The following is a 15,931-nucleotide window of genomic DNA, read 5'->3' as shown; positions in this document are numbered from 1 at the left end:
GATGACAGACTATTATGTAATTGGAGATGTTCACGGAAAAGCTGGGATGCTGGAAGACCTTCTCAAAACATGGGATGGTCAGACCCAGTTGCTCTTTCTAGGGGACTTGATTGACCGCGGTGAGGATAGTCGCCGTGTCCTAGAGATGGTTAAGGACTTGGTCGATAATCAAGGGGCTATCTGTTTGTCAGGAAATCACGAGTATATGTTTTTGACTTGGCTAGATGACCCAGAAGAAAGTTATGACCACTATCGTCGTAATGGTGGAGATACAACCATTAATTCTATCCTAGGTCGTCCCTTGGATGCACCAGTTGATGGAGTTGAGGATGCCAAGCGTGTTGCTACTGAAGCGGCAGATTTGGTCGAATTTATTCGTCAAATGCCATTTGTTGTAGAGACAGATAAGTATATCTTCGTTCACGCAGGTATTGATTTAACATTGGATGACTGGCATGAAACCACAGATTATAAAAAAGTCTGGCTTAGAAAACCGTTCCACGAAGCAGAAAATCATACTGGAAAAATCATTGTCTTTGGTCATACACCGGTCTATGGTTTGTTAAAGCAAGACCGAGGTACAGCTGAGCTTTGGACTACAGAAGATGGTAAGATTGGGATGGATGGAGGAGCTGTTTATGGTGGTGTCCTTCACGGGATTGTCTTTACAGACCAAGGAATGACAGAACACCACTTTATCGAAAATGACGGCTTTGTCGCTGAAGATTAGTACTCCTAGCAGGGTATAGTCTTGTCAAAATGTCAAAAACAATTTATAATAAATAGATACCCTGAAAGGAAGAGAATCATGAACTTAGAAGAATTGAAAAAACGACAGGAGAAGATTCGTAACTTCTCTATTATCGCCCATATTGACCACGGGAAATCAACTCTAGCAGACCGCATTTTGGAAAAAACAGAGACCGTTTCAAGCCGTGAAATGCAGGCCCAGCTTTTGGATAGCATGGATTTAGAGCGAGAACGTGGGATTACCATTAAACTCAATGCCATCGAGCTGAATTATACTGCAAAAGATGGGGAAACTTATATTTTCCACTTGATTGACACGCCGGGGCACGTAGACTTTACCTATGAAGTTTCACGTTCGCTAGCTGCCTGTGAGGGAGCGATTTTGGTGGTCGATGCTGCCCAAGGGATTGAGGCCCAAACCCTTGCCAACGTTTATCTGGCCTTGGACAATGATTTGGAAATCATGCCAGTCATTAATAAAATTGACCTGCCAGCAGCAGACCCTGAGCGCGTGCGTACAGAGATTGAAGATGTCATTGGTTTGGATGCCAGCGAAGCAGTCTTAGCATCTGCCAAGGCTGGTATTGGGATTGAAGAAATCCTCGAGCAAATCGTAGAAAAAGTTCCAGCACCAACGGGTGATGTGACGGCGCCTCTTAAGGCCTTGATTTTCGACTCTGTTTACGATGCCTACCGTGGGGTTATCCTCCAAGTGCGTGTCATGGATGGAGTGGTCAAACCTGGCGATAAGATTCAGCTTATGAGCAATGGTAAGACCTTTGATGTGACAGAAGTTGGTATTTTTACACCCAAAGCAGTTGGTCGTGATTTTCTTGCGACTGGTGATGTTGGTTATATTGCAGCTTCTATTAAGACAGTTCAGGATACGCGTGTGGGTGATACCGTTACCTTGGCAACCAATCCTGCGGCAGAGCCATTACATGGTTACAAGCAGATGAATCCTATGGTCTTTGCGGGTCTATATCCAATTGAATCAAACAAGTATAATGACCTTCGTGAAGCCCTTGAAAAATTGCAACTCAATGATGCTAGTCTTCAGTTTGAACCAGAAACATCGCAGGCGCTTGGATTTGGTTTCCGTTGTGGATTCCTTGGACTTCTCCATATGGATGTTATCCAAGAACGTTTAGAACGTGAGTTTAACATCGACCTCATCATGACAGCTCCGTCTGTTATCTATAAGGTTAACTTGACCGACGGTGAGTCTATGGATGTGTCTAACCCATCTGAGTTTCCAGACCCAACCAAGATTGCGACCATTGAAGAGCCTTATGTTAAGGCGCAAATTATGGTACCACAGGAGTTCGTAGGAGCAGTAATGGAGCTAGCTCAGCGCAAGCGTGGGGACTTTGTGACTATGGACTATATCGATGATAACCGTGTCAATGTTATCTATCAAATTCCACTGGCTGAAATCGTCTTTGATTTCTTTGATAAGCTTAAGTCTTCGACACGTGGTTATGCAAGTTTTGACTACGAATTGTCAGAATATCGCCCTTCTAAGCTGGTCAAAATGGATATCCTTCTCAATGGAGACAAGGTGGATGCCCTCAGCTTTATCGTTCACAAGGACTTTGCCTACGAACGTGGGAAACTCATCGTTGATAAGCTCAAGAAAATCATTCCTCGTCAACAATTTGAGGTTCCAATTCAAGCAGCTATTGGACACAAGATTGTCGCTCGTACTGATATCAAAGCCCTTCGTAAGAATGTACTTGCTAAATGTTATGGTGGTGACGTTTCTCGTAAACGCAAACTCCTAGAGAAACAAAAAGCTGGTAAGAAACGCATGAAAGCTATCGGATCAGTTGAAGTCCCACAAGAAGCCTTCCTCAGCGTCTTGAGTATGGATGAAGAATAAGTTATCAGAAATGCCTTTCCTTGTTCACAGGAAAATTTATATAAGAATCAATAGTAAAGCAGGCTTTAATGGCCTGCTTTTTTAGTTTCTATACTCTTCGAAACTCTCTTCAAACCACGTCAGCGTCGCCTTGTCGTATGTATGGTTACTGACTTCATCAGTCTTATCTACAACCTCAAAACTGTGTTTTGAGCAACCTGAGGCTAGCTTCCTAGTTTGCTCTTTGATTTTCATTGAGTATTAGAACAGAAAAAATGCTGGTAGTATTTGTTTGTGTGTTTGTTTTTATATAACAAACTATAAACACAACAAAAATATAAAAAAAGAGACAAAAATCAACAGAAAACTATTGACAACGATTTCATATAGTGTTATACTTATGGCATAAAGTTAATGGAAAGAAGGGAAAACTTTATGGGATTAGATCATTTCTTTGACAAAAACCTTGTGTTTTGCTTAGAAGCGAATAATCAAGAACATCTCTTTGATCAGGTTGCAACTTTATTGGAAGAACGAGAAATCGTAACTCCAACCTATCGTGAAGCCTTGATCACGCGTGAAAAGTCATTTCCAACTGGCTTAGATATGGAATTTTTGGGTAAGGATTTGCCGAATGTAGCTATTCCTCACACAGATATTGTTCATAATCTGGCTGAAAAAGTTGTGGTCGTTCGATTAGAGAAACCGGTGACTTTCCACAATATGATTGCGCCGGATAAGGAAGTAGAAGTATCTTTACTCTTCTTTATCATTAATAACTCAAGTTCAAGTCAAACGAATATTCTTGCTCAGTTGATGGACTTCTTCACAGGAAATGGTCATCTTGAAGACCTATCAAAAATTTCTGAACCAGAAGCCCTCTATGCTTATATCGCTGAAGCAATCGCTTAATCTTGTCTATTAAAAATATTAAATCGGAGGAGATCCATATGATTAAAATTCTTGCTGCCTGCGGTGCAGGTGTTAACTCAAGCCACCAAATTAAAAGTGCTCTTGAAGAAGAACTTTCAAACCGTGGTTACGATGTGCACTGTGATGCAGTCATGGTCAAAGACGTTAACGAAGACCTTATCAAAGGTTATGACATCTTCACACCAATTGCTGCGACAGACCTTGGTTTTGACCCAGGTATTCCAGTTATCGAAGCTGGACCAATCTTATTCCGTATCCCAGCTATGAGTGCTCCAGTATATGATAATATTGAAGCAGCTATTAAAGAACACGGGTTAAGCTAATTTTAATTTGTTAACATTCATATAACATAAAAAAGGGAGGAACTGTTATGGATGCAATCTTTGACCTAATCAAAAAGGTTTTCACGCCCGTCTTAGATATGGGTGGTCCTGTCATCATGTTAATCATTTTGACATTATTGGCTTTACTTTTTGGAGTGAAATTCTCCAAAGCGCTTGAAGGTGGTATCAAACTTGCCATCGCTCTTACAGGTATCGGTGCCATCATCGGTATGCTAAACACTGCTTTCTCAGCATCACTAGCAAAATTCGTTGAAAACACTGGTATCCAATTGAGTATCACTGACGTTGGTTGGGCACCACTTGCAACAATCACTTGGGGATCTGCTTGGACACTTTACTTCTTGCTCATCATGTTGATTGTCAACATAGTGATGCTTGCTATGAAGAAAACAGATACACTTGACGTTGATATCTTCGATATCTGGCACTTGTCTATCACAGGTCTTTTGATTAAATGGTATGCAGATAACAACGGTGTGAGTCAAGGGGTTTCACTCTTTATTGCTACAGCAGCTATCGTCCTTGTTGGTGTGTTGAAAATTATCAACTCTGACTTGATGAAACCTACATTTGATGACCTTCTTAACGCTCCAAGTTCATCACCAATGACATCAACTCACATGAACTACATGATGAACCCAGTTATCATGGTTTTGGATAAGATTTTTGAAAAATTCTTCCCAGGTCTTGATAAATACGACTTTGACGCCGCAAAATTGAATAAGAAAATCGGTTTCTGGGGTTCTAAATTCTTTATCGGTTTCATCCTTGGTATCGTTATCGGTATTATGGGAACTCCACATCCAATTGCAGGGGTTGAAGATGCAGATAAATGGCGTCTTGTTATCAGAGGATGGTTGTCTCTTGGTTTGACTGCCGGTGTATCTTTGGAACTCTTCTCACTTATCGGTTCATGGTTCATCGCAGCCGTAGAACCACTTTCACAAGGTATTACAAACGTTGCTACTAAACGTCTTCAAGGACGTAAATTCAACATCGGTCTTGACTGGCCATTCATCGCTGGTCGTGCTGAAATCTGGGCTTGTGCCAACGTACTTGCACCAATTATGTTGGTTGAAGCGGTGCTTCTTTCAAAAGTCGGAAATGGTATCTTGCCACTTGCAGGTATCATCGCTATGGGTGTTACTCCAGCTCTCTTGGTTGTAACTCGTGGTAAATTGCTCCGTATGATCATCTTTGGAACACTCTTGTTGCCACTCTTCCTTCTTTCAGGTACACTTATCGCACCATTTGCAACAGAACTTGCTAAAGGTGTAGGTGCCTTCCCAGCAGGTGTGAGTGAAACTCAATTGATTACTCACTCTACTCTTGAAGGACCAATCGAAAAACTTCTTGGTTGGACAATTGGTAACACTACAACTGGTGATATCAAAGCAATCCTTGGTGCTGTAGTCTTCCTTGTATTCTATATCGGTATCTTTGCTTGGTACAGAAAACAAATGATCAAACGTAACGAAGAGTACGCAGCAAAAGCAAAATAATGCGCTCCTATAAAATGTAAGCTCAATGAAAATCAAAGAGCAAACTAGGAAGCTAGCCGCAGGCTGTACTAAAGTACGGCAAGGCGACGCTGACGAAGTTTGAATTGGATTTTCGCAGAGTGTAAATTGTTAAAGCTAGGTTGTCATACCGTTTAGGAGTGACAGCCTAGTTTTTTATAAACTATTAAGAAATCGGAGAAAATAATGGTAATTGAATTAAAATCAGAACAATTAAGAGTTGAATTTAACAGTTTTGGTGGGGCTCTTTCTTCTATGAAAGATGCTGAGGGAGTTGAGTATTTGTGGCAAGGGGATGCTACTTATTGGAGTGGACAAGCTCCTGTTCTCTTCCCCATTTGTGGTTCATTGAGAGATGATACAGCCGTCTATATAGATGATAATGGACAAGAAATCCAAGGAATCATCCCTCGTCATGGTTTGGTTCGTAAGAAAGAATTTGAATTAGTTGAACAGACAGACAAGAGTGTAACTTTTGCAATTGAAGACGATGAGAATAGCTATCAAAACTATCCTTATCATTTCCGCCTAGAAATCACTTATAGCCTTACTGGCAAGACAGTACGGACTCAATACAAAATATTTAATAAAGAAACTAGCAAGGTCATGCCTTACTTTATTGGTGGACATCCAGGATTTAATTGTCCTCTACTGGATGATGAGGTCTATGAAGATTACTATTTAGAGTTTGAGAAAGAAGAGACTTGCTCTGTTCCACGCCCTTTCCCAGAAACGGGGATGCTTGACTTTCAAGATAGAAGTCCATGGTTAGAGAATCAAAAAGAATTAGACCTAAGCCATGATCTTTTCAGCACAGATGCAGTGACTTTGGATGAATTGCAATCTCGAACAATTGCCCTTCGTTCTCGTAAACATGATAAGGGATTGAAAGTGCACTTTGCAGAGTTTCCAAACCTCATCATCTGGTCAACTTTGAACAAGGGACCTTTCATTGCCTTTGAACCATGGTCTGGCTTGTCAACATCCCTTGAAGAAGGAGATCATTTAGAAGATAAGAAGAATGTTCGTCTCTTAGAAGCCAATCAGGTTGAAGAATTAGGTTTTGAGATAGAAGTTTTATAAAAAAAGTAAAAAATAAATAACAAAAACAAACACAAACTGTTGACTTTTTCAAACAATAGTAGTATATTATGTTTGTGAGGACTAATTGACTGTTTTTTAAAGACAGCCAATACACTGCTGGAATCCAGCATAGAAAAAATAAAAAGGAGTATACAATATGTCTATTGTTATCGGTGCAGATGCTGCAGGTTTGAGATTGAAAGAAGTTGTGAAAGATTTCTTGAAAAAAGAAAACTTCCACGTTGTGGATGTTACAGCTGAAGGTCAAGACTTTGTTGATGTGACTCTTGCTGTTGCTGCAGAAGTAAACAAAGAAGAACAAAATCTTGGTATTGTTATTGATGCTTATGGAGCTGGTCCATTTATGGTCGCAACAAAAATCAAAGGAATGGTTGCTGCAGAAGTATCTGACGAACGTTCAGCTTATATGACTCGTGGCCACAACAACTCACGTATGATCACTATGGGTGCACAACTTGTCGGTGATGAATTGGCTAAAAACATCGCTAAAGGATTTGTTAACGGTAAATACGATGGTGGACGTCACCAAATTCGGGTCGATATGTTGAACAAAATGTGCTAATTAGATTACAGTAAGAAAGGTAAGTTAAAAATGAGAATTGCAATTGGATGTGACCACATCGTAACAGATGAAAAAATGGCGGTTTCAGAATTTTTGAAATCAAAAGGATATGAAGTCATTGACTTTGGTACATATGACCATACACGTACTCACTACCCAATCTTTGGTAAAAAAGTTGGTGAAGCCGTAACTAGCGGTCAAGCTGATCTTGGGGTATGTATCTGTGGTACTGGTGTTGGTATCAACAACGCTGTAAATAAAGTTCCAGGTGTCCGTTCTGCCTTGGTTCGTGATATGACAACAGCCCTTTATGCTAAAGAACAATTGAATGCCAACGTTATCGGTTTTGGTGGTAAGATTACTGGTGAATTGCTTATGTGTGATATCATCGAAGCTTTCATCCATGCTGAATACAAACCATCTGAAGAAAACAAAAAATTGATTGCGAAAATTGAACATGTTGAAAGTCACAATGCTCAACAAACAGACGCAAACTTCTTCACTGAATTCCTTGAAAAATGGGATCGCGGAGAATACCACGACTAAGAGGTAACCTATGATTTTAACAGTCACAATGAACCCATCCATTGATATTTCCTATCCCTTGGATGAGTTGAAGATTGATACTGTCAATCGTGTGGTGGATGTAACCAAAACGGCTGGTGGTAAGGGACTCAATGTTACCCGAGTGCTTTCAGAATTTGGGGATTCTGTTCTTGCTACTGGTTTAGTGGGTGGCAAACTTGGTGAGTTTTTGGTTGAAAATATTGATGATCAAGTAAAGAAAGATTTCTTCTCAATTCAGGGAGAAACTCGGAACTGTATTGCTATTCTCCACGGTGACAACCAAACAGAAGTTCTTGAAAAAGGTCCTGAAGTATTGGAACAGGAAGAAAAAGGCTTTTTGGATCATTTCAAAAAACTCTTGGACTCAGTTGAAGTAGTAGCTATCTCAGGAAGTCTGCCAGCTGGTCTTCCAGTTGATTACTATGCGAGCTTGGTGGAACTTGCTAATCAAGCTGGCAAGCCTGTTGTTTTGGACTGCTCTGGTGCAGCACTTCAGGCGGTTCTTGAATCACCACATAAACCAACAGTCATCAAACCAAATAATGAGGAATTGTCCCAGCTTCTAGGAAGAGAAGTTTCTGAGGATTTGGATGAATTAAAAGAAGTTCTTCAAGAACCTTTGTTTGCTGGTATTGAATGGATTATCGTTTCACTTGGTGCCAACGGTGCCTTTGCTAAACATGGTGACACTTTCTACAAGGTAGATATTCCTAGAATTCAGGTAGTAAATCCTGTTGGATCTGGAGATTCTACTGTGGCAGGAATTTCTTCAGGACTTCTTCACAGAGAATCGGATGCAGAATTACTCATCAAGGCAAATGTCCTTGGTATGCTCAATGCTCAAGAAAAAATGACTGGTCATGTCAACATGGCCAACTATCAAGCTCTATATGATCAATTAATAGTAAAAGAGGTATAAAATGGCTTTAACAGAACAAAAACGTGCACGCTTAGAAAAACTTTCTGATGAAAATGGTATCATCTCAGCTCTTGCATTTGACCAACGTGGTGCTTTGAAACGCCTCATGGCTCAACACCAAACAGAAGAACCAACTGTAGATCAAATGGAAGAACTGAAAGTCTTGGTAGCAGATGAATTGACTAAATACGCTTCATCTATGCTTCTTGACCCTGAGTATGGACTTCCAGCGACTAAAGCTCTTGATGAAAAAGCTGGTCTCCTTCTTGCTTATGAAAAAACAGGCTATGACACAACAAGTACAAAACGTTTGCCAGACTGCTTGGATGTTTGGTCTGCAAAACGTATTAAAGAAGAAGGTGCAGATGCAGTTAAATTCTTGCTTTACTATGATGTAGATAGCTCAGACGAACTCAACCAAGAAAAACAAGCTTACATCGAACGTATCGGTTCTGAATGTGTGGCTGAAGATATCCCATTCTTCCTTGAAATCCTTGCTTACGATGAAAAAATTGCTGACGCTGGTTCTGTAGAATACGCTAAAGTAAAACCACACAAAGTTATCGGTGCTATGAAAGTCTTCTCAGACCCACGCTTTAACATTGATGTCTTGAAAGTAGAAGTTCCTGTTAACATTAAATATGTTGAAGGCTTCGCTGAAGGTGAAGTGGTTTATACACGTGAAGAAGCAGCAGCCTTATTTAAAGCACAAGATGAAGCAACTAACTTGCCATACATCTACTTGAGTGCTGGTGTATCAGCTAAACTCTTCCAAGATACTCTTGTATTTGCTCATGAATCAGGTGCAAACTTTAACGGAGTTCTTTGTGGCCGTGCTACATGGGCTGGATCAGTTGAAGCTTACATCAAAGATGGTGAAGCAGCAGCTCGCGAATGGCTTCGCACAACTGGATTTGAAAATATTGATGAACTCAACAAAGTTCTTCAAACAACAGCGACTTCATGGAAAGAACGCGTGTAAGCAAGTCCTCCTAGGTTAGGAACATAAATCTAAAAATTTTTAAAAAAAGTTGTATGTAAAGGTTTACAAAATAACTTACTTGTGCTATACTTAAATCACAAGTTAATACAAGGTGAGTGTTACTAAGTAATATTAGGCATGATCACAGGTGAATTAGAAATCGGCTGATTTTCTAGTTCATTTGTGGTCATTTTTTGTACTCATATACCTTTAAGATATAAAAGGAGGTTGACATGTATCGAATTCTAAATCCAATGAATCACAATGTTTCACTTGTCAGAAATGATAAAGGAGAAGAGGTGATTGTAATTGGTAAGGGGATTGCATTCGGAAAGAAGAAGGGGGATTTGATTGCTGAACATCAGGTTGAGAAAATCTTTCGGATGAAGACAGAAGAGTCCAGAGAAAATTTTATAGCTCTCCTCAAAGATGTTCCGCTTGATTTTATCACAGTGACCTATGAGATCATTGATAAGCTATCCAAGAAATATCACTATCCTATTCAAGAGTATCTCTATGTAACCTTGACAGATCATATTTACTGTTCTTACCAAGCTCTAGCACAAGGAAGGTACAAGGATAGTAATCTGCCAGATATTTCTGCTAAGTATCCTGTCGCTTTTCAAATTGCAAATGAAGCTTTTGGAATTTATCGTCAAAAACTGACAGATCATTTTCCTGAGGACGAAATTATTCGGATTGCTTATCATTTCATCAATGCCGAAGGCGAGAATGAAGTAGAAGTAGTTAAGTCGATTGATAAGAGAAAAGAAATTCTCAGGAATGTTGAAGAAGTGCTAAAGGGTTATGCAATTCAACGAACCAAAGAGAATAATCATTTCTATGATCGTTTTATGATTCATCTGAATTATTTCTTGGATTATTTAGACAGATCTAGGGATGATAACCAATCACTTCTGGATATGGAAGATCACATCAAACGATCCTATCCAAAAGCGTTCGAGATTGGTTCCAAGATCTATGATGTGATTACGCAACATACGGGTCTTGATTTGTATAAAAGTGAACGAGTTTATCTAGTTCTACATATCCAACGTTTATTGTCATAAAAATTTATTTAAAATTATATAAGGAGAATTCTATCATGAATAGAGAAGAAGTAACATTGTTAGGTTTTGAAATCGTAGCCTATGCTGGCGATGCTCGTTCAAAACTATTGGAAGCCTTGAAGGCTGCTGAAGCTGGTGATTTTGAAAAAGCGGACGCTCTGGTAGAGGAAGCTGGTAGCTGTATTGCAGAGGCTCATCACGCGCAAACAAGTCTATTGACTAAGGAAGCTTCTGGTGAGGATTTAGCATATAGTGTGACCATGATGCATGGCCAAGACCACTTAATGACAACTATCTTGTTAAAAGATTTGATGCACCATTTAATCGAACTTTATAAGAGAGGAGTTAAGTAATGAACAAACTAATTGCATTTATCGAGAAAGGAAAGCCCTTCTTTGAGAAACTATCTCGCAATATCTATCTTCGTGCTATTCGAGATGGATTCATTGCAGGTATGCCTGTTATTCTCTTCTCAAGTATTTTTATCTTGATTGCCTTTGTACCAAACTCATGGGGTTTTAAATGGTCTGATGAAGTTGTAGCCTTTCTGATGAAACCTTACAGCTATTCAATGGGGATTTTGGCTCTCTTGGTAGCTGGTACAACAGCTAAGTCATTGACCGACTCAGTAAACCGTAGCATGGAGAAAACCAATCAAATCAACTATATGTCAACATTGTTGGCAGCAATTGTTGGTTTGTTGATGTTGGCAGCTGATCCTATCGAAAATGGTCTAGCTACTGGATTCTTGGGAACAAAAGGTTTGCTTTCAGCCTTCCTTGCTGCCTTTGTTACCGTAGCTATCTATAAGGTTTGTGTTAAGAATAATGTCACTATTCGTATGCCTGACGAAGTTCCACCAAATATCTCACAAGTCTTTAAAGACGTTATTCCTTTCACGCTTTCAATTGTTTCTCTTTATGCTCTTGACTTGCTTGCACGTCATTTTGTTGGTACGAGTGTTGCGGAATCAATTGGTAAGTTCTTTGCTCCTCTGTTCTCTGCTGCTGATGGTTACCTCGGAATTACAATCATCTTTGGTGCCTTTGCCTTCTTCTGGTTTGTTGGTATCCATGGTCCATCTATCGTTGAACCAGCTATCGCAGCTATTACCTATGCCAATGCCGAAGTCAACTTGAACCTTCTCCAACAAGGGATGCATGCTGACAAGATTCTTACTTCTGGTACACAAATGTTTATCGTTACCATGGGTGGTACAGGTGCGACACTGGTTGTTCCATTCATGTTCATGTGGTTAACAAAATCAAAACGTAACCGTGCAATCGGACGAGCTTCAGTAGTTCCAACTTTCTTTGGTGTAAATGAACCAATCTTGTTTGGTGCACCACTTGTATTGAACCCGATTTTCTTCATTCCATTTATTTTTGCTCCTATCGCAAACGTTTGGATCTTTAAATTCTTCATTGAAACTCTTGGAATGAATTCATTTACTGCTAATCTACCATGGACAACTCCAGCTCCACTGGGTCTAGTTCTTGGTACGAACTTCCAAGTGCTATCATTCATTCTTGCTGCCCTTCTAATTGTGGTTGACGTTGTCATTTACTATCCATTCCTTAAAGTCTATGATGAACAAATTCTTGAAGAAGAACGTTCAGGTAAGTCTAATGATGAATTGAAAGAAAAAGTTGCTGCAAACTTCAACACTGCAAAAGCAGATGCTATTCTTGAGAAAGCGGGTGTAGATGCAGCTCAAAATACAATTACAAAGGAAACAAATGTCTTGGTTCTTTGTGCAGGTGGAGGGACAAGTGGACTCCTTGCAAATGCTTTGAATAAGGCAGCTGCAGAATACAATGTTCCTGTGAAAGCAGCAGCAGGTGGTTATGGTGCTCACCGTGAAATGTTGCCAGAGTTTGATTTGGTTATCCTTGCCCCTCAAGTTGCTTCAAACTTTGAAGATATGAAAGCAGAAACCGATAAACTCGATATTAAACTTGCCAAGACAGAAGGCGCTCAATACATCAAATTAACCCGTGATGGAAAAGGTGCTCTAGCATTTGTACAAGCTCAATTCGATTAACGATAGGGACTGTGAAACAGTCTCCTATCGTTACGGAAATCGCTATGGCGAATTTCCTAATCGCCTTGTTAATTCGTCGGTAAAAAGATATCGTTTTTACCTCCTCATGTCACAATTCGATTAAGGCTAGGAACTGTGAAATAGTCTCCTCTCGTTACGGAAATCACTATGGCGAATTTCCTAATCGCCTTGTTAATTCGTCGGTAAAAAGATATCGTTTTTACCTCCTCATGTCACAATTTGGTGACTCGGTACAAGAAGTGAGATGGAGAAGGATGGCTCACTGACTCCTCTCCTCTCACTTTTACTTTATTTAAATCAAGAAATAGGTGAAAAAAATGACAAAAACATTACCAAAAGACTTTATTTTTGGTGGCGCAACAGCTGCTTATCAAGCAGAAGGTGCTACACATACTGATGGAAAAGGACCAGTTGCGTGGGATAAATATCTTGAAGATAACTATTGGTACACTGCAGAACCAGCCAGTGACTTTTACAATCGATATCCAGTTGACCTAAAGCTAGCAGAAGAGTATGGTGTCAATGGCATTCGAATTTCTATTGCTTGGTCACGTATTTTCCCGACTGGTTACGGCCAAGTAAATGCTAAAGGTGTTGAGTTTTATCATAATTTATTTGCAGAGTGTCACAAACGTCATGTTGAGCCTTTTGTAACTCTTCATCACTTTGATACGCCAGAAGCTCTACATTCAAATGGAGACTTCTTAAACCGTGAAAACATTGAACACTTTGTAGACTACGCGGCTTTCTGTTTTGAAGAATTCCCAGAAGTTAACTTTTGGACAACCTTTAATGAAATTGGGCCAATTGGTGATGGTCAATACTTGGTTGGGAAATTCCCTCCAGGTATCCAGTACGACCTTGCCAAAGTTTTCCAATCCCACCACAATATGATGGTTTCTCATGCACGTGCGGTAAAATTGTATAAAGAGAAAGGCTATAAAGGGGAAATTGGTGTTGTTCACGCTCTGCCAACTAAGTATCCTTTAGATCCTAAAAATCCGTCAGATGTTCGTGCAGCTGAGTTGGAAGATATTATTCACAATAAATTTATCTTGGATGCAACTTATCTAGGTCGCTATTCAGCTGAAACCATGGAAGGTGTCAACCATATCTTATCAGTCAATGGTGGTAGCTTGGATCTTCGTGAAGAAGATTTTACAGCATTAGAAGCAGCAAAAGACTTGAACGACTTCCTTGGAATCAATTACTATATGAGTGACTGGATGGAAGCATTTGATGGAGAAACTGAAATCATTCATAATGGTAAGGGTGAGAAAGGGAGCTCTAAATATCAAATCAAAGGTGTTGGTCGTCGTGTAGCTCCTGACTATGTACCACGTACGGATTGGGATTGGATTATCTACCCTCAAGGTTTGTATGACCAAATCATGCGCGTGAAGAAAGATTATCCTAACTACAAAAAGATTTACATCACTGAAAATGGACTTGGTTATAAAGATGAGTTCGTTGATAACACTGTTTACGATGATGGCCGTATTGATTATGTCAAACAACACTTGGAAGTTTTGTCTGATGCTATTGCAGATGGAGCGAATGTAAAAGGTTACTTCATTTGGTCATTGATGGACGTCTTCTCATGGTCAAATGGTTATGAGAAACGTTACGGTCTCTTCTATGTAGACTTTGAAACGCAAGAACGTTATCCGAAGAAATCAGCTCATTGGTACAAGAAAGTAGCGGAAACTCAAGTGATTGAGTAGTAGAATGAGTCATTAGATATAGAATTTTAGTGAGGCAAAAGATGTTCAAAAATTTTATCCAATCTATTTATGAAAAAGTTTATATTATCAACTTTGAAAAATGCTCTCAAATACCGTGTTTGACGAATGAAGAATTGAAAAGTCTTGGGAAATGGTATGTCTCGACCGGTAAAGAATGGATTTGTCATTCGGATTATGAGCTGGAAGAATTTAAAAATTTGTTTTTAAATTTTATCAATCCTGAAGAATGGGATACTATCTCCTTTGATTCAGATTTTATGCCGTTTCAACAATCATAACCAATTTCCAAAAAAGTTAAATCTTATATCTAGTACTCTGCAAAACTCTTATCTAATCACGTTGCTTATACTCAATGAAAATCAAAGAGCAACTTTAAACCAGGAAGCGAGTCGCAGATTTCTCAATGCATAGCTTTGAGGTTGCAGATAAAGCAATTGGGCAAAAAGTCTTTGATACAGAAAAACGCATAATATCAGGTGTTGAAAAACCTTGATATTATGCGTTTTATTGTGGGAAGATTTACTTCTGAAATTGAGTTCTTACCCAGAATCTTTCAGTTTATTAAGGCTTGATGACTTTAGTAAGTTTAGATAGCTCAAAAAGGATTGAATCACTCAGTTTAGAATCTGAAACAATAGTATCAAGATTTGATACATTATAAAAAGTATAAAAATCAAACTTATTGAACTTACTATGATCTGCGAGTAAATATTTTTTATTAGAATTATTTAAAGCGATGCGTTGAGCCTCTCCCTCTTCCTCGCTAAAAGTAGCTAGAGCTCCGTTTTGAATACCATTACAGCTAACGAAAGCTTTAGAAAATTGGAGATTAGAGAGATTTTGTAGGGTCAATGTGCCAACAAAAGCACCTGTAATATCGCGATAATTTCCACCTATCAAAATCAAATCTGTTAATTTTCGTTCGCTTAAAATCAGAAAAACAGGTAGACTGTTGGTCACGACGCGGATATTGTCAATAGGCAATTCGCGCGCAAAAAATTCTAATGTTGTTCCTGGTCCAATAAAAATAGTTTCTCTTTCTTCTACTAGACTGCCTGCAAAACGGGCTATTTCTTGTTTTTCTGCCGTTTGGAGGGCTTGTTTTTCAATATTTGATCGCTCATTAGTCAAAAGGGAGTTGGTTCGAAGTTTTTCAGCTCCACCATGCACACGAATCAGTAAATCTTTATCAGCTAATTCCTGTAAATAGCGTCTTGCAGTCATATCTGAAACGGCTATTTCGTCCATAATCTGTTTAACCGTTATGGTTCCTTTACTATTTACTATCTCTAAAATTTTGGTTAATTTTTCTTGTTTGAGCATATTATCACCTCGTTTCCTACTACTATCTTACCATAAACTAGCTCATCATTCAAATACAAAAACAACAAAATAAAACAAAAACAAAAATATCGAGGTTTATTTTCAAAACTTTCGATATTTTTATTAAGTTATTATTTTGTTGTTTCTAGTTTACTTTTTGATAGTTAAGAGTGGTGGAGAATTATA

At 39.1% G+C, this 15,931-nt stretch carries 16 protein-coding genes; 15 read left to right on the top strand and 1 reads right to left on the bottom strand.

Annotated features, from left to right (window positions below):
- Nucleotide 1: 1 nt before the first annotated feature.
- From HMPREF9957_RS05940 to HMPREF9957_RS0102310, 15 genes are all read left to right on the top strand, one after another.
- Complete coding sequence (locus tag HMPREF9957_RS05940) at nt 2–730, top strand: metallophosphoesterase family protein (RefSeq protein ID WP_000133348.1); 729 nt, start codon at nt 2–4, stop codon at nt 728–730.
- Nucleotides 731–808: 78 nt separating this feature from the next.
- A complete protein-coding gene (gene lepA, locus HMPREF9957_RS05935) occupies nt 809–2,632 on the top strand; it encodes a translation elongation factor 4 (protein WP_001047207.1) in 1,824 nt (607 codons plus the stop codon).
- A gap of 414 nt (nt 2,633–3,046) precedes the next feature.
- Nucleotides 3,047–3,523 carry a PTS sugar transporter subunit IIA gene (locus HMPREF9957_RS05925; RefSeq protein WP_000521985.1) on the top strand — a complete coding sequence of 159 codons (477 nt, stop codon included), beginning with the start codon at nt 3,047–3,049 and terminating at the stop codon, nt 3,521–3,523.
- 38 nt (nt 3,524–3,561) lie between these two features.
- Nucleotides 3,562–3,867, top strand: a complete 306-nt coding sequence (locus tag HMPREF9957_RS05920; protein ID WP_000590550.1) for a PTS sugar transporter subunit IIB — start codon at nt 3,562–3,564, stop codon at nt 3,865–3,867.
- Between the two features lie 47 nt (nt 3,868–3,914).
- Nucleotides 3,915–5,390, top strand: a complete 1,476-nt coding sequence (locus HMPREF9957_RS05915; protein WP_000338735.1) for a PTS galactitol transporter subunit IIC — start codon at nt 3,915–3,917, stop codon at nt 5,388–5,390.
- Between the two features lie 204 nt (nt 5,391–5,594).
- A complete protein-coding gene (locus HMPREF9957_RS12545; protein ID WP_000234199.1) occupies nt 5,595–6,491 on the top strand; it encodes an aldose 1-epimerase family protein in 897 nt (298 codons plus the stop codon).
- A 157-nt stretch (nt 6,492–6,648) separates the two neighbouring features.
- Entirely contained in the window at nt 6,649–7,074 is a 426-nt protein-coding gene (gene lacA / locus HMPREF9957_RS05905; protein ID WP_000029283.1) for a galactose-6-phosphate isomerase subunit LacA, read from the top strand.
- Between the two features lie 30 nt (nt 7,075–7,104).
- On the top strand, nt 7,105–7,620 hold the full coding sequence (lacB, locus tag HMPREF9957_RS05900; RefSeq protein ID WP_001216913.1) for a galactose-6-phosphate isomerase subunit LacB: 516 nt from the start codon (nt 7,105–7,107) through the stop codon (nt 7,618–7,620).
- A 10-nt stretch (nt 7,621–7,630) separates the two neighbouring features.
- Nucleotides 7,631–8,560, top strand: a complete 930-nt coding sequence (locus HMPREF9957_RS05895) for a tagatose-6-phosphate kinase (protein ID WP_000604288.1) — start codon at nt 7,631–7,633, stop codon at nt 8,558–8,560.
- Nucleotide 8,561: 1 nt separating this feature from the next.
- Nucleotides 8,562–9,542, top strand: a complete 981-nt coding sequence (lacD, locus tag HMPREF9957_RS05890) for a tagatose-bisphosphate aldolase (RefSeq protein ID WP_001229121.1) — start codon at nt 8,562–8,564, stop codon at nt 9,540–9,542.
- Nucleotides 9,543–9,775: 233 nt separating this feature from the next.
- On the top strand, nt 9,776–10,612 hold the full coding sequence (locus tag HMPREF9957_RS05885; protein ID WP_000285705.1) for a PRD domain-containing protein: 837 nt from the start codon (nt 9,776–9,778) through the stop codon (nt 10,610–10,612).
- A 35-nt stretch (nt 10,613–10,647) separates the two neighbouring features.
- Nucleotides 10,648–10,965, top strand: a complete 318-nt coding sequence (locus tag HMPREF9957_RS05880; RefSeq protein ID WP_001078331.1) for a PTS lactose/cellobiose transporter subunit IIA — start codon at nt 10,648–10,650, stop codon at nt 10,963–10,965.
- Nucleotides 10,965–12,656 (top strand): lactose-specific PTS transporter subunit EIIC, encoded by a 1,692-nt coding sequence (locus HMPREF9957_RS05875; protein WP_001037320.1) that lies wholly within the window; start codon nt 10,965–10,967, stop codon nt 12,654–12,656. Before HMPREF9957_RS05880 ends, HMPREF9957_RS05875 begins: the two co-directional genes overlap by 1 nt.
- A 338-nt stretch (nt 12,657–12,994) precedes the next feature.
- Nucleotides 12,995–14,401, top strand: a complete 1,407-nt coding sequence (gene lacG, locus HMPREF9957_RS05870) for a 6-phospho-beta-galactosidase (protein ID WP_000169245.1) — start codon at nt 12,995–12,997, stop codon at nt 14,399–14,401.
- A gap of 41 nt (nt 14,402–14,442) precedes the next feature.
- Nucleotides 14,443–14,700: a DUF3884 family protein gene (locus HMPREF9957_RS0102310; protein WP_000475754.1), complete on the top strand. Its 258-nt coding sequence runs from the start codon at nt 14,443–14,445 to the stop codon at nt 14,698–14,700.
- A gap of 283 nt (nt 14,701–14,983) precedes the next feature.
- Here the strand turns inward: HMPREF9957_RS0102310 and HMPREF9957_RS05865 are convergent, their stop codons facing one another.
- The gene (locus HMPREF9957_RS05865; RefSeq protein ID WP_000917603.1) at nt 14,984–15,745 is read right to left on the bottom strand and encodes a DeoR/GlpR family DNA-binding transcription regulator; all 762 of its coding nucleotides are present in this window, start codon (nt 15,743–15,745) and stop codon (nt 14,984–14,986) included.
- Nucleotides 15,746–15,931: the final 186 nt, after the last annotated feature.

The organism is Streptococcus mitis SK1080, assembly GCF_000220085.1.
Taxonomy (GTDB): Bacteria; Bacillota; Bacilli; order Lactobacillales; family Streptococcaceae; genus Streptococcus; species Streptococcus mitis_K.
The sequence above is the reverse complement of the archived record's forward strand: the minus strand, read 5'-3'. Positions and strand labels throughout refer to the sequence as shown.